The 18,533-nt window shown below is 72.5% G+C and carries 13 protein-coding genes; 5 read left to right on the forward strand and 8 right to left on the reverse strand.

Annotation, left to right across the window (positions count from 1 at the left end; all coding sequences use genetic code 11):
• Positions 1–111: 111 nt before the first annotated feature.
• Together ABZ795_RS13750 and ABZ795_RS13755 are read left to right on the forward strand one after the other, a co-directional pair.
• Positions 112–2,667, forward strand: a complete 2,556-nt coding sequence (locus ABZ795_RS13750) for an FtsK/SpoIIIE domain-containing protein (protein WP_357530538.1) — start codon at positions 112–114, stop codon at positions 2,665–2,667.
• Positions 2,664–3,374 (forward strand): hypothetical protein, encoded by a 711-nt coding sequence (locus ABZ795_RS13755; RefSeq protein WP_357530539.1) that lies wholly within the window; start codon positions 2,664–2,666, stop codon positions 3,372–3,374. Before ABZ795_RS13750 ends, ABZ795_RS13755 begins: the two co-directional genes overlap by 4 nt.
• Positions 3,375–3,443: 69 nt before the next feature.
• On the opposite strand, the gene folE is transcribed toward ABZ795_RS13755, so the two are convergent.
• The 4 genes from folE to ABZ795_RS13775 form a co-directional block, all read right to left on the reverse strand.
• On the reverse strand, positions 3,444–4,100 hold the full coding sequence (gene folE / locus ABZ795_RS13760) for a GTP cyclohydrolase I FolE (RefSeq protein ID WP_327027381.1): 657 nt from the start codon (positions 4,098–4,100) through the stop codon (positions 3,444–3,446).
• Positions 4,101–4,138: 38 nt separating this feature from the next.
• Entirely contained in the window at positions 4,139–6,154 is a 2,016-nt protein-coding gene (gene ftsH / locus ABZ795_RS13765; protein ID WP_327023753.1) for an ATP-dependent zinc metalloprotease FtsH, read from the reverse strand.
• A gap of 328 nt (positions 6,155–6,482) precedes the next feature.
• Positions 6,483–7,058, reverse strand: coding sequence for a hypoxanthine phosphoribosyltransferase (gene hpt, locus ABZ795_RS13770; protein WP_327023752.1), 576 nt, complete (start codon positions 7,056–7,058; stop codon positions 6,483–6,485).
• A 98-nt stretch (positions 7,059–7,156) separates the two neighbouring features.
• Positions 7,157–7,294, reverse strand: coding sequence for a hypothetical protein (locus ABZ795_RS13775; protein ID WP_357530540.1), 138 nt, complete (start codon positions 7,292–7,294; stop codon positions 7,157–7,159).
• Positions 7,295–7,445: 151 nt separating this feature from the next.
• Between ABZ795_RS13775 and ABZ795_RS13780 the strand changes: the two genes are divergently transcribed.
• A complete protein-coding gene (locus ABZ795_RS13780) occupies positions 7,446–8,408 on the forward strand; it encodes a helix-turn-helix domain-containing protein (RefSeq protein ID WP_357530541.1) in 963 nt (320 codons plus the stop codon).
• Between the two features lie 2 nt (positions 8,409–8,410).
• Here ABZ795_RS13780 and tilS read toward each other — a convergent pair whose 3' ends face one another.
• The 3 genes from tilS to dacB are packed head-to-tail and all read right to left on the reverse strand — an operon-like array spanning position 8,411 to position 11,949.
• The gene (tilS, locus tag ABZ795_RS13785; protein ID WP_357530542.1) at positions 8,411–9,400 is read right to left on the reverse strand and encodes a tRNA lysidine(34) synthetase TilS; all 990 of its coding nucleotides are present in this window, start codon (positions 9,398–9,400) and stop codon (positions 8,411–8,413) included.
• Between the two features lie 9 nt (positions 9,401–9,409).
• Positions 9,410–10,477, reverse strand: a complete 1,068-nt coding sequence (locus tag ABZ795_RS13790) for a zinc-dependent metalloprotease (RefSeq protein ID WP_357530543.1) — start codon at positions 10,475–10,477, stop codon at positions 9,410–9,412.
• Between the two features lie 50 nt (positions 10,478–10,527).
• Positions 10,528–11,949 carry a D-alanyl-D-alanine carboxypeptidase/D-alanyl-D-alanine-endopeptidase gene (dacB, locus tag ABZ795_RS13795; RefSeq protein ID WP_357530610.1) on the reverse strand — a complete coding sequence of 474 codons (1,422 nt, stop codon included), beginning with the start codon at positions 11,947–11,949 and terminating at the stop codon, positions 10,528–10,530.
• 450 nt (positions 11,950–12,399) lie between these two features.
• On the opposite strand from dacB, the gene ABZ795_RS13800 reads away from it, so the two are divergent.
• Complete coding sequence (locus ABZ795_RS13800; protein WP_327023747.1) at positions 12,400–12,906, forward strand: inorganic diphosphatase; 507 nt, start codon at positions 12,400–12,402, stop codon at positions 12,904–12,906.
• 31 nt (positions 12,907–12,937) lie between these two features.
• Here ABZ795_RS13800 and eccD read toward each other — a convergent pair whose 3' ends face one another.
• On the reverse strand, positions 12,938–14,335 hold the full coding sequence (eccD, locus tag ABZ795_RS13805) for a type VII secretion integral membrane protein EccD (protein WP_357530544.1): 1,398 nt from the start codon (positions 14,333–14,335) through the stop codon (positions 12,938–12,940).
• A 100-nt stretch (positions 14,336–14,435) separates the two neighbouring features.
• Here eccD and eccCa point away from each other — a divergent pair, with 100 nt between their 5' ends.
• Complete coding sequence (gene eccCa, locus ABZ795_RS13810; RefSeq protein WP_357530545.1) at positions 14,436–18,386, forward strand: type VII secretion protein EccCa; 3,951 nt, start codon at positions 14,436–14,438, stop codon at positions 18,384–18,386.
• The last annotated feature ends 147 nt before the right edge of the window (positions 18,387–18,533 follow it).

Consider the following 18,533-nt stretch of genomic DNA (forward strand, 5'->3'; position numbering starts at 1 on the left):
GAGATTCACGACAACACCGGCGCAGCATCGCCACGCGTCCCCGAGGTCCGGCTGCCGCTGGGATACCGTCTTCACTGCTCGACGAGGGGGTGCCGACCTCGGGCGGAGGAGGTGGAGCCGGTGGGCGGACCGAAGTCACGGGCGCTCCGCGCCGCCGCGTTGCACCGCCGGGCCGCCGCGACGGTGGCGGCTGCCGCTGCCAGTCTCGACGACACCCGTCCGGCCCCAGCCGACCAACGTCGTCAGTACGCGCTGGCCGAACGGTTGCGTACCGCTGCGACCGTACTGGCGCCGGGGTGGGCCGGCGAGGCGCTGGACAGCATCGAGCCGACGACCCGCGCCGGGGATGCTCCGCCGCCCTTCGTCCGGGTGGGCACGGCCGCGCCGCTGGACGATGCACGCTTCCCCGCTCTGGTTCCGCTGCTGGGTGCCGGTCACCTGACTGTGGACGCCGACGCGCAGGATCCTCGGGTGGCCGGGCTGCTGCGGGCGTTGGTGCTGCGGTTGGTGGCGGCTACCCCGGCGGGGACCCTGCTGGTGCGGGCGATGGATGCGACCGGCGAGGTGTTGGCCGCCTTCCGGGCCCTGGGCGATGCCGGGTTGCTGTCGCCGCCTGCCACGGACCTGGCCGGGCTACGTACCCTGCTCGACGAGGCGGAGCGGTGGGTGACGCCCGGCTCGGCCGGGCCGCGCCGGCATGAGCGACTGCTGCTGGTGGTGCTCGCCGGGCTGCCCGAGGGGATCCACGGCGAGGATCTTTCCCGGATCGAGTTCCTGGCCGAGCAGGGGCCGACCGCAGGGTTGCACCTGGTGGTGGCGGGCTGGCCGACTGAGGACCGTGCTCCGCTGCCGGGGGCGACTCCCCTGGCGATGCGGACCGCTTATGCGCTGCTGGGCGATGTGCCTGGGGCCACCTTCGCGGCGGCGGGCTCCGAGGGCGGGTTGAACTCCCCGGTGTTCGTCGAGGCGGACCCACCGACCGAACTGGTGGAGGCGGTGTGTCGGCGACTCGCCGCGCAGATCGAGGCCGGCACCCGACTGTCCCTGGCCAGCCTGTTGCCCTCGGCGGAGGAGGAACTGTGGCAGGCGGACTCGACCGAAGGCTTGAGCACCAGCGTCGGGGATGCCGGCGGCCGAGCCGTGCCGCTGGGTTTTACCGAGCTGACGCCACACTGGCTGGTCAGTGGTCGGTCGCGGGCCTGTCGGTCGACCTTCCTGACCACCGCGCTGCTCGGCCTGGCCGCTCGGTACGGCCCGGACGAGTTGTCGTTGTACCTGGTCGACCTCGGCGAGGGTGAGTCCTTCGCGGAGTTCCTACAGACTGAGCGCGACCGGTCCTGGATCCCGCAGGTGCGGGCGGCGGCGATGGCCGCCGACCGGGAGTACCTGCTCGACCTGTTCGAGCAGCTCATCGCCGAGGTGCAGCGACGCGCCGGGGCCTCGGCCCGGGCGGGCGGGCAACGCTTCGCCGAGTTGCGGCAGCATCATCGGCTGCCCCGGATCGTGTGCGTGGTGGACAATCTGCCGCTGCTCCTCACCGAGCGGGATCGACTGACCGCCGACACCCTGGCCCGGCTGGACGTGTTGGCCAGGACCGGCCGGCTGCACGGCGTACACCTGGTTCTCGCCGGTGAGGCTGATCTGGGCCTGGGGGTACGCAATGAGCCCGGGCAGCGGGATTCCCTGCTCGGTCAGTTCCCGGTCCGGGTGGCCCTGCCTGGCGGCGGGGCGGTGTTGGAGCCGACGAATGATTCGGCGGCCGGGTTGCCGGCCGGCAGCGCGGTGGTCAACACCGCCGGTGGCCTGGGTGGGCCTCGGGGGGCGATCCGGGGGCATGAGCGGATGGTCCGGTTCCCTGATCCGCAGGATGAGCCGGAGGTCGTGGCGGGGCTACGGCACCGGCTCTGGGCGGCCCGTCCGGAGGGTGCCGCCGCCCCGGTGGTCTTCGCCGGGTACGCCCGTCCGCTGCTGGGCAATGATCCCCGTTACCGGTCCGCCCTGGCCGGTCGGGCGTTGGCACCGGCGGCGCTGTTGGGTCGGGCGGTGGATGTCGCGCGTACCACCGCAGCGGTGCCGCTGGGCCCGGCTGCCGGACGCAACCTGGCGGTGCTGGGTCCCCGGCCCGAGGGCAGTCGCCTGCTGGCCATGGCGGCCCGGAGTACCGCAGCCCACCATCAGCCCGGGACGGCCCGGTTCGTGATCGCCGTACCGGACCCCGAGGCTCAGCCGACGGCGGACGCCCTGGCCGCCGAGTTGGCCGCCAGACATCCGGTCGAGAGGGTCGACCTGGCCGGGTTGGTGACCGTGCTGGATGCCGGGGCGGCGGCCTATCTGGTGGTGTTCGGGCTGGATGTGGCACCTGCCGAGCAGTTGCCGCCGGCCCGGCTACGGATGTTGCTGCGGGAGGGCCCACCGACCGGGCAGCACCTGCTGGGCTGGTGGCGTACGGTGCCCTCGTTCGCGGCCCTCATCGAGGCCGAGGAGACGGTCGACAAGTTGACCGCGGTGGCGGTGGCGGGGGTACCGGGCGCCCAGCTCACGCCGGTCTTCGGCCGGCCGGTGGAGTGGCGGCCCCGCCGGGATCGGGTGGTGCTCTGGGACGGCCCCGATGAGCGGGGAGTCGTGCTGGTGCCGTACGACCTGCCGGAGGACGGTGAACAACCATGACGATCAGCGAGGCGGGGACCACCGCCGTACGCCCCGGTCGGCAGCGGACCCCGCCCGAGCCGGGGGACGCCCTGTCGGCCGCGTGGTCGGACTACCTGACCGCCGCCCGTCAACTGGACGGGCTACGCCGCGACGCGGCGATCGCCGCTAGTGAGCAGGCGCGTACCGTCCAGGCGGCGCGGGACGAGTTGGTCGCGGTGCGTACCCACCTGGCCGCGCAGGAGGCCCAACTCTGTGAGCAGGGCGTACCGCCGATCTCGCTGAAACCGACCCCACCGGAACTGTCCGAGGCCACCCGGTCGATGTCGGGCGGGCCGGGGGCGGTGCTGGCCGCGTTGCGGGAGGCCCGGCGGCGGGCGTACGGGGTCGATGACATCCTCGCCGCACGGGGGCTGTCGCGGGTGGCGCACTGGCCGCCCCGCCCGCGCAACCTGCTGGTGTACGGGCCCCTGGGGCTGCTGGTTCCGCTGTTGCTGATCGCGATCTATCTGGCTGCCGGCACCGGCCCGGTGACCATCCTGGCCCTGGTTGTGGGGCTGCCGGGCCCGGCTGTCGCCTTCGGCGCGGGTTGGCTGGCGGTGGGGCGGCTCTTTCCGTCCCATCCCGGGCAGCGGGTGGAGCGGACTGCGCGCTTCGGCGCGCTGACCTGCCTGATTCCGGCGGTGGTGGCCACCGCCGGAATCCTCCTGGCCATGCTGGCCACCTGACCGACGCCACTTGCCAAACCCGGTTCCGCCTGGGCGGCTGACCGGCGGGCGGGCAGCCGTCCAGGGGAGTCAGCGGGGGTGGATCAGTGCCATCGCCTCGGCGCGGGACTTGGCGTCCCGCTGGAGGGTGCCACGTACCGCCGAGGTGATGGTCATGGCGCCGGACTTCTGGATGCCGCGCATGGCCATGCACATGTGTTCGCATTCCAGCACGACCACCACCCCTCGCGGGGCGAGCCGATCCATCAGCAGGTCGGCGATCTGCGAGGTGAGCCGTTCCTGCACCTGCGGGCGACGGGCGTACACCTCGACCAGGCGGGCCAGCTTGGACAGGCCGGTGATCCGCCCGTCCGGGCCGGGGATGTAGCCGATGTGCGCGCTGCCCCGGAAGGGCAGCAGGTGGTGCTCGCAGAGGCTCATCACGTCGATGTCCCGGACCAGCACGAGTTCCTCGTGGTTGGCCTCGAAGGTGGTGGTGAGCACCGTGGCCGGGTCCACCCGCAGACCGGCGAAAAGCTCGGCGTACGCGCGGGCCACCCGGGCCGGGGTCTGCTGGAGGCCGTCCCGGTCGGGATTCTCGCCGACCGCGATCAGGATCTCGCGGACCGCCTTCTCGATGCGGGCCAGGTCGACGATCTCCTCGACCGGGCGTCCGGTCAGCCGACCGTTGATCAGCCGAGCGGCGATGTAGTCGAGGTCGTCGGGTTCGGTAGAGGAGGCGGCCAGCCCTCGCTGCGAGGGACTGGCCGCCGGGTCGTTGGTGCTCAGTGTGGGCCGTCCGAGTTGTTCGAGTTCGGGCTGCCGACGGTGGCCTGCGCCCCGTCCGCCTCGGCCTGGATCTTGAGCGCCTCCTTCTCCGCCGGGGTGAGTACCGGCGGTTCGGTGGAGGGCTGACGCTTGCCGAAGCCGTTGTAGGGGGCCATCGGGGGCCGCTTGACCACCCGGGCGCAGATCCGGGCCATGTCGGCCGTGGAGAGGGTCTCCTTCTCCATCAGCTCGAGCACGATGTTGTCCAGGACGTCCCGGTACTCGACCAGGATCTCCCAGGCCTCGTCGTGGGCCAGTTCGATCAGGGCCCGCATCTCGCCGTCGATCTCGGCGGCGACGGCGTCGGAGTAGTCCCGCTCGTGGCCCATGTTGCGGCCCAGGAACGGCTCGTCACCGCTGGTGCCGTACTTGATCGCACCGAGCTTGGAGCTCATGCCGTACTGGGTGATCATCGCCCGGGCCAGTGCGGTGGCCTTCTCGATGTCGTTGCCGGCCCCGGTGGTGGGCTCGTGGAAGACGAGTTCCTCGGCGGCCCGGCCACCCAGGGCGTACGCCAGGGTGTCGATCATCTCGGCCCGGGTCTGGGTGTACTTGTCCTCCGTGGGCAGCACCAGGGTGTGGCCCAGGGAGCGACCACGCGACAGGATCGTCACCTTGTGCACCGGCGCGGCGTGCGGCAGGGCCCAGGCGACCAGGGCGTGCCCACCCTCGTGGTACGCGGTGATCTTCTTTTCCTGGTCGCTCATCACCCGGGTACGCCGCTGCGGGCCGGCGATGACCCGGTCGATGGACTCCTCCAGCGACTCGTTGCTGATCGCCCGCTGGTCCTTCCGGGCGGTCAGCAGGGCGGCTTCGTTGATCACGTTGGCCAGATCGGCACCGCTGAAGCCCGGGGTCCGCTTCGCCACCGAGTCGAGGTCGACATCCGGGGTGAAGGGCTTGCCCTTGGCGTGCACCCGCAGGATGGCCTTGCGGCCCTCCATGTCGGGGGCGTCCACCGGGATCTGCCGGTCGAACCGTCCCGGACGCAGCAGCGCCGGGTCTAGGATGTCCGGCCGGTTGGTCGCGGCGATCAGGATGACCCCGCCCTTGACGTCGAAGCCGTCCATCTCCACGAGCAGCTGGTTGAGGGTCTGCTCACGTTCGTCGTGGCCACCGCCCATGCCGGCACCACGGTGCCGACCGACGGCGTCGATCTCGTCGACGAAGACGATCGCCGGGGCGTTCGCCTTGGCCTGCTCGAAGAGGTCACGGACCCGGCTGGCGCCGACACCGACGAACATCTCGACGAAGTCGGAGCCGGAGATCGAGTAGAAGGGCACCCCGGCCTCGCCGGCGACCGCTCGGGCGAGCAGGGTCTTACCGGTACCGGGCGGGCCGAACAGCAGTACGCCCTTCGGGATCTTGGCGCCGAGGGCCTGGTACTTGCCCGGGTTCTGCAGGAAGTCCTTGATCTCGTGCAGTTCCTCGACGGCTTCCTCGGCACCGGCCACGTCGGCGAAGGTGGTCTTCGGCGTGTCCTTGGTGATCATCTTCGCCTTGGACTTGCCGAAGTTGAGCACTCGGGAGCCGCCGCCCTGCATCTGCGACATGAAGAACAGCAGCAGCAGCACGAGCAGCACGATGGGCAGCAGGTTTACCAGCAGGCTGACCCAGATGCTGTCGGACGACACCTCGGTGTCGGCCGGCCCGGTGACCCGATTGTTCGCCTTGGCGTCGAGGACCTGGTTCCAGACCTCGTTGCCGACCTCGTACGGGAACTGGGCCTCGATCAGCTTGGTGGTGGTCTTGCCGAACTCGGCCTCCTCGGCCAGCTCGAGCTGGATCGTCTGTTCCTTGTCCTGGAACACGACCTTCTCGATGCCGCCCTTGTTGAGCTGGTCGAGCGCGACTGACGTGTCCACCCGGTGGTAGCTGGGACCAGAGGTGAACAACTGACTGAGCACGACGGCGCCGAGGATGACCAGGATGACCCAGAACACCGGTCGGCGGAAGAAACGCGTACGTTCCATGCTTTTGTCGAGCGCCGAGACGCCCGCATCCTCCTGATCGACGTCCTGACCGACTGTTGGGTGTCGCCGCCGGGGCGGCTGCCGTAGCCGCCGTGCGGGCCGGCCTCGACCCCGAGGCGCGAATTGCCGCGCCACGGTCATTCGACGGTACACCGTGCGAGACGGATGTGAGCTGGCGAGCCCAGCACTTACGCGCACGGCGAACCCGGGAGTCGACCGGCGTGGTCGGGAGCGGGGCTCCCCACCACCGTGCTCAACGGTAGCCCGAGCACCTGAAAGGCGGCTGTACGTCACCCGAGAAGGGCGGGCGGAATCGCCCGCCAGCCGGTCAGCTGCGGGCGTACACCTCCGGCTTGAGGACACCGACGTAGGGCAGCTCGCGGTAGCGCTCCCCGAAGTCGAGACCGTATCCGACGACGAAGGCGGTCGGGATGTCGAAGCCCACGTACTTGACCGGCACGGTCACCTTGACCGCCTCCGGCTTACGGAACAGCGCCACCACCTCGACACTGGCCGCCGACCGGGACTCCAGGTAGCGCAGCAGCCAGGAGAGGGTCAGCCCGGAGTCGACGATGTCCTCGACCACGACGACGTGCCGCCCGGCGATGTCCCGGTCCAGGTCCTTGAGGATGCGCACCACCCCGGAGGAGGTGGTGCCCTGCCCGTACGAGGAGATGGCCATGAAGTCCAACTCCGCGGGCGGGCCCTCCCGGCCCAGCGCCCGGGCGAAGTCGGCCATGAACATGACCGCACCCTTGAGCACGCAGACGAGCAGCAGCCCGTCGGTGACGTGGGCGTAGTCCGCGGAGACCTGCTTGGCCAGTTCCGCGGTCTTCTCGCGGATCTGCGCCTCGGAAATGATCACGTGGTCGATGTCGGCGTCGTACCAGGAGCCGTCAGCCATGACCCTAGCCTGCCGTACGCCGTGGGTGGATCGTCGGCGGGGCCGCCCCTTTGTGGAACGGCCCGCGCTCAGATTTCCGGCAGAAGCTGCCAATCGCCTCAGCTGGTGCGTGATCTCCATCGACGACCACCATCGGTGGGCTTCCAGTCGGCGCAGTCGCGGCTGTCGGCGGTCAGGCCGGCGGCCGAGGCCACGGCGAGAACGAACAGGAGGAACAGGACGAAGAGGAACTCCATGGCGGCGCTCACTTTCCTGCGGTTGGTGGTGTTTTCGCCGCCGGGTGCGCACCGGGCACCTCTGAGTCTGCGCGTCCGCTCACCGGCCCGACAGTGGCAGGAATGCCACTCCCCCTCGATTTTCCGCCAGTAGCGCGGTTACCCTCGTCACATGCTGCGTTCGGTGGCCGTACTCGTGCTGGATGGGGTGGCCCCGTTCGAGCTGGGGGTACTCGCGGAGGTGTTCGGCACCGACCGCACCGCGGACGGCCTGCCCGGCTACCGCTTCGAGGTGTGCAGCCCGCAGGCCGCCACCGTGCGCACCTCCGCCGGCTTCCACCTGATGCCCAACGCCGACCTGGGCCCGATCGAGCGGGCGGACCTGGTGGCGGTCCCCGCCCACCACTGCGACACCGCCGCGCCCCGGCAGGTGCACGAGGCGCTACGCCGGGCCGCCGATCGAGGGGCGTACCTGTTCAGCGTCTGCACGGGGGCGTACCTGCTGGGTGAGGCGGGTCTGCTGGACGGCCGGGAGTGCACGACCCACTGGCGGCACGTCGAGGAGCTGCAACGCCGACACCCGCAGGCCCGGGTCCGCTGCAACTCCCTCTACGTCCAGGACGGTCGGCTGCTCACCAGCGCGGGCACCGCCGCCGGCATCGACGCCAGCCTGCATCTGGTACGCCAGGAGCACGGCTCGGCCGCCGCCACCCGGCTGGCCCGGCGGATGGTCGTACCCCCGCACCGCGACGGCGGGCAGTCCCAGTACGTCGAGACCCCGATCGCCAAGGTGCCGCAGGCCTCCACCCTGGAGCCGGTGTTGCAGTGGCTGATCGGGCGGCTGGACCGGCAGGTGACCGTCGACGAGCTGGCCGACCGGGCCGGCATGGCGCCGCGTACCTTCGCCCGCCGGTTCCGGGCCGAGACCGGCACCACCCCACACGACTGGCTGACCAACCAGCGGGTCCTGCTGGCCCGTCGACTGTTGGAGGAGACCGGGCTGACCGTGGACGAGGTGGCCGACCGGGCCGGCTTCGGTAACGCCGCCGCCCTGCGCCACCACTTCACCCGTCGGGTGGGTGCCACCCCGAACGCCTACCGGGTCACCTTCCGCGACCGGGTCCCCGCCGGTTGAGCTCAGCCGAGCACCGGCAACAGCCGGTCGGCCCGGCGGACCACCCGCAGTCCTCCGGGCAGGTAGGCCGCCCCCTGGCCCCGCCAGCCGGTGACCAGGGCGTCCAGGGCGGCGATGTGCCGGTGCGACAGCGCGGCCGGCGAGGCCCCCAACTCGTGGGCCCAGGTACGCAGCACCCGGCCGCGTACCGCCCCGGCCAGGTCGACCAGGGTCTTGACGGCCAGCCCGCCGTCGGGATGCCGGGCGGAGAGCAGCGCCGCACCGGCCAACTCGTCCAGTACGGCGTTGTCCGCCGCCACCAGCCGCGCGGTGCGGGCCAGGTTGTCGATCACACCGGGACCCAGTGCCTGGACCAGCGCCGGCACCAGTTCGGCCCGCACCCGGGATCGGGCGTACGCGGGGTCGACGTTGTGCGGGTCCTCCCACGGGGTCAGGCGCAGTGCCGTGCAGGCCGACCGGGTCTGCCCACGGCTGATCTCCAGCAGGGGCCGGACCAGGGGCACCCCGGCCAACTCCCGGCGCGGCGGCATGCCCGCCAACCCGCGGGGACCCGCCCCCCTGGCCAGCGCCAGCAGCACCGTCTCGGCCTGGTCGTCACGGGTGTGCCCGGTGAGCAGGGCGGCGGCCCGATGACGCCGGGCCACCTCGACGAGGGCCTGGTAGCGGGCCTCACGGGCGGCCGCCTCGGGCCCTCCGCCCCGGCCGGCGACCTCCACCCGGATCACCTCCACCGGCGACAGACCGGCCTGTTCGGCCCAGCGGGCCACCGTCTGGGCCCGCTCGGCCGACCCGGTCTGCAGACCGTGGTCCACCGTCACCAGCCCGGCGACATGCCCCACCCGGGGTGCCACGAACGCGGCGGCGGCGGCCAGGGCCAGCGAGTCGGCGCCCCCGGAACAGGCGACCAGCACCGGTCCCTCCGCCGGCAGGTCGGCCAACGCGCGACGTACCGCGACCCGGATCGCGGCGACCGGCGGAAAGATCGCGGCCATCGGCATCGCTCAGACTGCCGGCGGCACCGGCCCGACCGGGCCGTGTACCCGCGCCACCCAGGCCGCCGGGTCGCTCAGTTCGGTCAGCCGGGGCAGGGTCAGCGGGGACTCGAAGATCCGGTTGAAGCCGGCCATGCCGACCCGCTCGACCACCGCGTGCACGAAGGTGCGGCCCTCGGCGTACTGCCGCATCTTGACGTCCAGGCCGATCAACCGGCGGACGGCCTTCTCCACCGGGTTGCCGGCCTCCCGGCGCCGGTTGAACCCGGCTCGGATCCGCTCGACACTCGGGATGACCTGCGGGCCGACCCCGTCCATCACGAACTCGGCGTGCCCCTCCAACAGGGTCATCAGCGCCGTCAACCGGTCCAGCACCGCCCGCTGCCCGGGGGTCTGCACGATGTCCAGCACACTGGAGCGGCTCTGCGGGTTGCGCACCACATCGGCCAGGGTGCCCACCCCCCGGCGCAGCCGGTCGAGCAGGTGCTCACCGCCCTGCGAGGCGTCCACGAAGGCCTGCACCTCGCCGAGGAAGTAGCCCCGCATCCACGGCACCGCGGTGAACTGCGTCCGGTGGGTCACCTCGTGCAGGCAGACCCAGAGCCGGAAGTCTCGGGGGTCGGCCTGAAGCTTGCGCTCCACCTCGACGATGTTCGGCGCGACCAGCAGCAACTGGCCCGGGTCGGCCGAGAAGACCTCGTACTGGCCGAGCACCCGGCCGGACAGGTACGCCAGCACGGTGCCCGCCTGCACCCCGGTGACCCGGGAGCCGACCGCCTCGGTCAGCGCGCCGGGCTGCTTCTCCGGGGCCAGCCGACCGACCAGCGGGGTGATCACCTCACGCAGGCCGGCGATGTTGGTGGCGGCCCAGTCCCGCCGGTCGACCACCCGCACCGGCGGGTGGGCCACCTGCGAGGTGAGCCCGGTGTAGTCGGCCACGTGCCCGGCCGCTTCGTCGGTCAACCGGCGCAGGTCGGCGACCACCTCGGTGGCCTCGTCGTACGACACCCGGGGGCCGGTCTTGCCCAGGGCCCCCGCGGTCGCGACGGCCAGATCCCAGTCCACGAACTGCGCCATGCCACCCACCGTACCCGCGCCGGGACAGCAGTCCACGCCCTCGACGGCGGTCAGCGGCAGCCGCAGGTGGCCAGGGCGGCCGCGATCCGGTCCAGGGCCCCCCGGGCCGGTTCCATCCCGTCGGCCGGAACCCGATCGGTGAGTACGGCGAAGGTGAGCGGCCTGCCCTCGGCCGTGGTCACCACCCCGGCGATGGCGTGCACCCCGGTCAGGGTGCCGGTCTTGGCCCGGACCGTCCCGGCCCCGGCGGCCGTACCGGGCACCGAGCCGTACCGGTCGCGCAGGGTGCCGGACCAGCCGCCGACCGGGAGTCCACCGAAGATGCCGCCCAGCTCGGGGCGGTCCGGGCTGGCCGCCAGCGCCAACAGCTCGGTCAGCAGGGTGGGGCTGATCAGGTTCCGCCGGGACAGGCCGCTGCCGTCGGCCAGGGCCAGCCCCTCGGTCGGCAGGCCCAGGTCGGCGAGCACCTCGGTCATCGCCGAGGCGGCTCCGGCGAAGGACGCCGGAAGCCCTCGGGCCAGGGCCACCTGGCGGGCCAGCGCCTCGCCGAGGATGTTGTCACTGTCGCTGATCATGATGTCGACCAGCCGGATCAGGGGCGGGGAGTGCACCACCCCCAGCTCGGCACCCGGGCCGGTGGCCCCGGTCGCCTCGGTGGCCCCGGTCGTCTCCGGCGGCGCGGCCGGGGCGGTGCCGCTGCGCACCGCGCTCTCCGGCACCCCCAGCAGCCGGGCGAAGGTCCGCCCGGCGACGAGTTCCGGCTGGGTTACCCGCTCGGCCCAGCCCTCGCCGGCCTTCGGATCCTTACGCGCCCCGTCGAGCATCAACGCCGTCATCTGGGCGCCGTATCCGCCGGTCGGGATGTCCTCGTCCCAACCCGGCTCCAGCCGTGGACCGGAATAGAGCGAGGAGTCGACCAGCACCCGGGTCGGCGCGGTGCCGCCCAGCGCGGTCCGCACCTGCTCGGCCAGGTCCTTCAGGCTGGCCGCGCCGGGATAGAAGCCCTTGGCACCGGCCGCCAGGGTGGGGTCGCCGCCGCCGACGAGCACCACCTCTCCCGGTTCGGCGCCCGCGACGACCTTCGTCGGGATCCGGTACCCGGGGCCGCGGGCGGTGAGTACGGTCACCGCGGTCAGCAGCTTCGTCACCGAGGCCGGCACGGTCCCCGTACCGCCACCGCGCTCGAACAACTGCTGCCCGGTCAGGGCGTCCGTCACCGACACGTGGACCCGGCCGCCCAGGGCGGGGTCGGCGATCAGCGGGGCCAGCACGGTCCGCAGCCGGCCGGCGTCCGGCAGCGGCGCGCCGATGTCAGTGGCCGCCAGCACGGCGTTCGGCGACGGCTCCACCGGCAGGGTCTCGGCGGCGGTCGGCTCGTCGGCCAACCACCCCTCGATCGGACCGGGACGCACCACGACCAGCCCCACCAGGGCCAGCACCAGGACCAGCACGGCGGCCAGCAGGATGGGCAGCCGGCGCCGCGCCGGTCGGGGCTGCTCGGGGGGTACGCCGACGGGATCGGGCGACCCACCGCCGCCGGTGGGATTCGACGGGGGTGGACCGGCCGGCGTAGAAGTGCCCGCGCCGACCGTCAGGGGCTGGGTCTGTTCCGCCCGCTCCCGCTCAGCCGGGGCGTCAGGGGCCGCCTGGGGTCGGAGAATCTGCGCCTCGGGCACCGGCACCCGGCCGGTAGCTGGTTTCGGAGTCGGCGGGGCGGAATCACCCTCACCCGCGCCCTCGGGTCGATAGTGTGAATCTTCCCTCCCCACGACCCCCTCCTCCACACCCGTAACCCGGCCTGGGTGACACTACTTCGGTCCGAAGACTATGCGGCGGTCGGAGTCGATGGGCAGGTATTCGCCTGTCCGGGGGTGCTGCCGCCGGTTCCGTCAAGCCAGCGTGGGCGAACGAGGAGCGTGCAGATGGATTTCGACGTCACGGTTGAGATCCCGAAAGGTCACCGCAACAAGTACGAGGTGGACCACGTGACCGGCCGGATCAGGCTGGACCGCACCCTCTTCACCTCCACCCAGTACCCGGCCGACTACGGCTTCATCGAGGGCACCCTGGGCGAGGACGGCGACCCGCTGGACGCCCTGGTGCTGGTGCCCGAGCCCACCTTCCCGGGCTGCCTCATCCGCTGCCGCACCATCGGCATGTTCCGGATGACGGACGAAAAGGGCGGCGACGACAAGGTCCTCTGCGTGCCCTACGAGGACCCGCGGCAGGAGCACCTGCGCGACATCCACCACCTCGGCGAGTTCGACCGCCTGGAGATCCAGCACTTCTTCGAGGTGTACAAGGACCTGGAGCCGGGCAAGTCGGTCGAGGGTGCGACCTGGGTGGGGCGTACCGAGGCCGAGGCCGAGATCCGGGCCTCGTACCGGCGGGCCCAGAAGGCCGCCGAGAGCGGCGAGTCCGCGCACTGACCCACGGCTTTCGCACAGCCCGGGGACCGCTCTAGCCGAGCAGTCCCCGGGCTTGTTCGTAGAGGCCGAGCACGGCGCAGGTGATCGGCACCACGGAGACCACCAGCAGGGTGTCGCTGAGGTCGGCCAGCCGACCCAGGTACGGGGAGACCGGGCGGCGGGCGTACGTGGTGCCACCGGCCACGACCAGCAGGGCGATCAGCAGCCCGGCGGCGGCCAGGACCAGTTGACCGTTCCGCCCCGCCGTGCCGGCCAGATCCAGGCCGAGCAGCAGGTACCCGGCCAGCCCGGCGAGCACGGGCGGCACTCGGTGGCGTACCGCCACGAACAGTCGGGCCCGCAGCAGCAGCACGGCCGCGCTCACCGCGACGAGCAGCCGACCGGCCGTGCCGGAACCGCTGAGCACCAGCGCGGCGGTCGCCGCCAGCAGAGCGTGCCCGATCAGCAGACCGGTGAGCATCTCCTCGGTGCGCGCCACCGCCGCGTACACCCGGCTGCGGTCGGGCAGGTCCCGGACCCGGTCCGGGTCGTTCGGGGCGCCGGTGGGCAGGGTGATCGGCGGCAACGGAACCTTGCCCAGCCGGATGGCCAGCAGCGGGATGGCCCCGATCCCGAAGGCCAGCACGCAGAGCAGCACGGCCGCGGCTCCGGCCGGGGTCAGCCACAGGCCAGCCAGGGCGACCGGTGTCCCGACCGCACCGAGCACCACCCCGGCCACGAAGATCCGTAACCGGGTGGCCACCCCGACCAGCCCCAGCACCGAGGCCAACAGCAGGGTCACCGAGGCGGCCAGCAGTTCCGGGGCACCGATCCAGGGCAGCGGGCGAAACGGGCCGACCGGGTCGCCCGAGCCGACGGCCAGGGCACCGGCCGCCGCCGCGAAGGGCAGGGCGTACCCACCCAGGGTGGCCCCGGCGGGGCCGTCTCCCTGAGCCCGGGACAGCACCGTGCCCGCCAACAGCAGCAGGGTCGCCAGCAGGGTCGCCGCCAGCCAACCGGCCGGCTGTCGTGGGCCGCCGGCCAGGAGGGCGAGCAGCCCGACGGCTAGCGGGACAGCCGCCCCGCCCAGGGCGGCGGCCCGGGTGGCCTCGGGCGACCAGGCGCCACCGCGACGGCGGGCACCCTCGGCGATCGCTTCCACGACGTCGTCGTACTCCAGTTCCGGCCACTGGGTGCTGGCCGGCACCAGGTGCAGCAGCTCACCGTCGCGGACGCCCTGGGCCAGCAGGGCCTGCCCGGCGGTCAGCGCGCTGCCGTCGGCCCGCCGCAGCAGCCATCCGCCGTGGCGTTCCCCGTCGTCGGCCAGCCCGTCCCCGGCGTGTCGCAGCACCTCCGGCAGCAGGTCGGCCAGGGGGACGTGTTCCGGCAGGGCCACGTCGACCCGGCGCTGTGCGGTGCTGACGGTGATCCGGGTCAGCCCGACTGTCATCGACCGACCTCCATTTTCAGCGGGGTGACGGCTGCGCGATCGGGAGGACTTTACCTACGATGAGCCAGCTTCGGGTTACCGAGCGCGGTCAGGAGGTCGAGTGTCCACTGTCGTCATCCGGCGGCCACCCCGGCGTCCGGCACCGCAGATCCCGGTGGGTGAGCTGCCGGTCGAGGCGCCACCGGAGATCCCTGCGGTCACCGGTGGGCGGTGGCACCAGATGCTGATGGTGCTGCCGATGCTGGGCGGCACGGTGGCCATGGCGATGATGTTCGGCCGGGGCGGCGGGGCCTACTCGTACGTGGTGGGGGCCATGTTCGGGCTCTCCTCCCTGGCCATGCTGGTCACCTCCTGGGGCAGCGCCTCGGGTAGCCCCAGGAAGTCCGAGATGATGGCGGCCCGGCGGGAGTACCTGCGACACCTGGCCACCCTGCGGCGACAGGTGCGGCAGGCCGCGACGAGTCAGCGGGCCGGGCTCTGTTACCGGCACCCGGACCCGGCCCTGCTCTGGTCGACCGTGGACAGCCATCGGGTGTGGGAGCGCCGGCCCACCGACGCGGACTTCGCCGTGGTGCGGGTCGCGGTCGGGCCGCAGACCCTGGCCACCCCCCTGGTCCCGCCGGTGACCCGCCCGTTGGAGGAGCTGGAGCCGATGACCGCCGGCGCGCTGCGCCGGTTCCTCGACGCGTACTCCGTGGTGCCGGACCTGCCGGTGGCGCTGTCCCTGCGCAGTTTCGCCCGGGTGTTCGTCCGGGGCCTGCCGTCCACCCCCACCGGTTCGCCGTCCGCCCAGGCCCTGGTCCGGGCGATGCTCACCCAACTGGCGGTGTTCCACGCCCCGGACGAGCTGCTCATCGCCGTCTGCGCCGGGCCGGAGCGCCGCAGCCACTGGGAGTGGACCAAGTGGCTGCCGCACGCCCGGCACCCGACCCGCAGCGACGCCCTGGGCCCGGTACGCCTGGTCACCAGCTCGGCCGTGGAGTTGGAGCGGCTGCTCGACGAGGTGCTGGTCAACCGCCCCCGGTTCAGTCCGGCCGGGCCCACCACGGACGGGCCCCACCTGGTGGTCGTGCTGGACGGCGGAGACCTGACCGGGGCCACCGAACTGGCCGGCGACGGCGGCATCGACGGGGTCACCCTGATCGATCTGGACACCCCACCACCTCGACTGCTCGATCGGTTCACCCTCCTGCTGGAGCTGCACGAAGGGCGGCTGCACTCCCACTCGATCGACCAGGCCGCCGAGGTCGGCACCCCGGACGCCCTGAGCGTCGCCGAGGCCGAGGCGGTGGCCCGTCGGCTGGCACCGCTGCGGCTGGCCACCGCCACCGGCGGTACGGAGGCGGCCCCCGGTGTCGAACCGGGCCTGCCGGAGCTGCTGGGCCTGGGTGACCCGACCGGCTTCACCGCCGAGCAGGGCTGGGCTTCCCGGTCGGCACGCGGGCGGCTGCGGGTGCCGATCGGGGTCGGGGTCGACGGCGGCGCGATCGAGCTGGACCTGAAGGAGTCGGCGCAGGACGGCATGGGCCCGCACGGGCTGCTCATCGGCGCCACCGGCTCCGGCAAGTCCGAACTGCTGCGTACCCTGGTGCTCGGGCTGGCCGCCACCCACTCCTCCGAGCAGCTCAACTTCGTACTCGTGGACTTCAAGGGCGGGGCCACCTTCGCCTCCTTCGACCGGCTGCCGCACACCGCAGCGGTGATCACCAACCTGGCGGACGCCCTGCCGCTGGTCGACCGCATGGTCGACGCGATCAACGGGGAACTGGTCCGCCGACAGGAGTTGCTGCGCCGGGCCGGCAACTTCGCCAGCCTGCGCGACTACGAGCGGGCCCGGGCGGCCGGCAGTCCGCTGGCCCCCCTGCCCTCCCTGCTGTTGATCTGTGACGAGTTCTCCGAACTGCTCTCCGCCAAGCCCGACTTCATCGACCTCTTCGTCCAGATCGGCCGGTTGGGGCGGTCCCTGGGGGTGCACCTGCTGCTGGCCAGCCAGCGCCTGGAGGAGGGGCGACTGCGCGGGCTGGACACCCACCTGTCGTACCGGATCGGTCTGCGTACCTTCTCCTCGCTGGAGTCGCGCACCGTGCTGGGGGTGCCGGACGCCCACGAACTGCCCCGCTCCCCCGGGCACGGGTACCTGCGGTTCGGCACCGAGCCGCTGCTGCGCTTCAAGGCCGCATACGTCTCCGGGCCGGTGCGTAGGCGGGGGGTCTCGGCTTCGACGGCCGGCCCGGACCGGCCCCGGCTGCTCGCCTTCTCCACCCATTTCACCCCCGCCGCCCCGGCCCCCACCCCGGCCATCACCGCCGAGCCGGAGGAGGAGACCGGGCAGACCCTGCTCGACCTGCTGATCGGCCGGCTGGCCGGGCAGGGGCCGCCGGCCCACCAGGTGTGGCTGCCCCCGCTGGAGGGCGCCCCCACCCTGGACGAGCTGGTCGGGCCGCTGACGGTCGACCCCGTGCGGGGCCTGACCTTCGGCAATCCGGAGTTGCACGGTGCCCTCCAGGTGCCGGTGGCCGTGGTCGACAAGCCGTACGAGCAGCGCCGGGACCTGTTCTGGCTGTCCCTGGACGGGGCGGCCGGCCATGTGGCCGTGGTCGGCGGCACCCAGAGCGGCAAGTCCACCGCCCTGCGTACCCTGATCTGTGCCCTGGCGCTCACCCACACCCCGGCCGAGGTGCAGGTCTACTGCCTGGACTTCGGCGGCGGCGGGTTGGCGGCGGTACGCGACCTGCCGCATGTCGGTGGGGTGGTCGGCCGGGCCGACCCGACCGGGGTACGCCGGACGGTGGGCGAGATGGCCACCCTGCTGGCCGACCGGGAGCGGGCCTTCGCGGAGTCCGGCATCGAGTCGATCAGCGCCTGGCGGCGGCGACGCGCCGCCCACCTGACCACCGGGACCCCGCAGGACGATCCCTTCGGGGAGGTCTTCCTGGTCGTCGACGGCTGGGCGACCCTGCGCGGCGAGTACGACGACCTGGAACCCCTGATCACCGACCTGGCCACCCGTGGTCTGTCGTACGGTCTGCACGTCGTGGCGACCGCGGTGCGTTGGTTGGATTTCCGCCCCGCGATCCGGGACCTGTTCGGCTCCCGGTTGGAGTTGCGCCTGGGTGACCCCTCCGACTCCCTGGTCGCCCGGCGGGCCGCGGCGGACGTGCCAGAGCAGACGCCGGGGCGGGGCATCACCGCCGCCGGTCTGCACTTCCTCACCGCCCTGCCCCAGTCCACCGAGGCGGATTCGGCCACCCTGGTCAAACAGATCAGCGGAGCCTGGACCGGGCCGACCGCGCCCCGGGTGCGGCTGCTGCCCGCGGTGCTGCCCTACCCGGACCTGGACCTCCAGACCACCACCGGGCTGCGGATTCCGATCGGGATCGCCGAGGCGGACCTGCGCCCGGTCGTACTCGACTTCGCCACCGAACCGCACTTCGTGGTCTACGGCGACGCGGAGTCCGGCAAGTCCTCCTTCCTGCGTGCCCTGGCCACCACGATCGTCACCCGGTTCACTCCGGAGCAGGCCCGGGTGATCCTGGTCGACTACCGGCGCAGCCTGCTCGGCGCGGTCGAGGAACCACACCTGATCGGGTATGGCACCACGGCCGCGCACACCACCGACCTGATGGAGTCTGCCGCGGGCTACCTGCAGGGCCGCATCCCCGGCCCCGAGGTCAACGCGGCCCAGTTGCGCGAGCGGTCCTGGTGGTCCGGCCCGGAACTGTTCGTGCTGGTCGACGACTACGACCTGGTGGCCAGCGGCCCGGCGAACCCGCTGCGGTCACTTGAGGAGCATCTGCCGCACGCCCGGGACGTGGGGCTGCACCTGGTGCTGGTACGCCGTAGCGGCGGGGCCGGCCGGGCCCAGTACGAGCCGGTCGTCCAGCGGCTACGTGAACTGTCCACCTCGGGCCTGGTGATGTCCGGCAGCCCGGACGAGGGGGCCCTGGTGGGCCCGGTACGACCCGGTCCGCTACCGCCCGGACGCGGCCGACTGTTCACCCGACGGGAGGGGGTACGCCTGGTGCAGTTGGCGTACCTGCCACCACAGTGACGTCGAGTCTCGCGAACGTCTTTGCAAGCGGGACGGAAGCGGTAATCTCCGATCGTCATGTCTGCTGCGACCGAACGGCTGAGAATGTGACCAGGGTGCGGCTCAGGGGTGCCAGGGTGCCCCGACGCCTGACCAGCCGGGCACTGC

This window comes from Micromonospora sp. NPDC047134, from assembly GCF_040643455.1.
In the GTDB taxonomy this organism is placed as follows: Bacteria; Actinomycetota; Actinomycetes; order Mycobacteriales; family Micromonosporaceae; genus Micromonospora.

Bases quoted from the DNA above. Each gene is read 5' to 3' on its own strand.
- ABZ795_RS13755 (WP_357530539.1), top strand. From the start codon at position 2,664: ATGACGATCAGCGAGGCGGGGACCACCGCCGTACGCCCCGGTCGGCAG.
- ftsH (WP_327023753.1), bottom strand. From the start codon at position 6,154: ATGGAACGTACGCGTTTCTTCCGCCGACCGGTGTTCTGGGTCATCCTG.
- hpt (WP_327023752.1), bottom strand. From the start codon at position 7,058: ATGGCTGACGGCTCCTGGTACGACGCCGACATCGACCACGTGATCATT.
- ABZ795_RS13775 (WP_357530540.1), bottom strand. From the start codon at position 7,294: ATGGAGTTCCTCTTCGTCCTGTTCCTCCTGTTCGTTCTCGCCGTGGCC.
- ABZ795_RS13780 (WP_357530541.1), top strand. From the start codon at position 7,446: ATGCTGCGTTCGGTGGCCGTACTCGTGCTGGATGGGGTGGCCCCGTTC.
- tilS (WP_357530542.1), bottom strand. From the start codon at position 9,400: ATGGCCGCGATCTTTCCGCCGGTCGCCGCGATCCGGGTCGCGGTACGT.
- ABZ795_RS13790 (WP_357530543.1), bottom strand. From the start codon at position 10,477: ATGGCGCAGTTCGTGGACTGGGATCTGGCCGTCGCGACCGCGGGGGCC.
- ABZ795_RS13800 (WP_327023747.1), top strand. From the start codon at position 12,400: ATGGATTTCGACGTCACGGTTGAGATCCCGAAAGGTCACCGCAACAAG.
- eccD (WP_357530544.1), bottom strand. From the start codon at position 14,335: ATGACAGTCGGGCTGACCCGGATCACCGTCAGCACCGCACAGCGCCGG.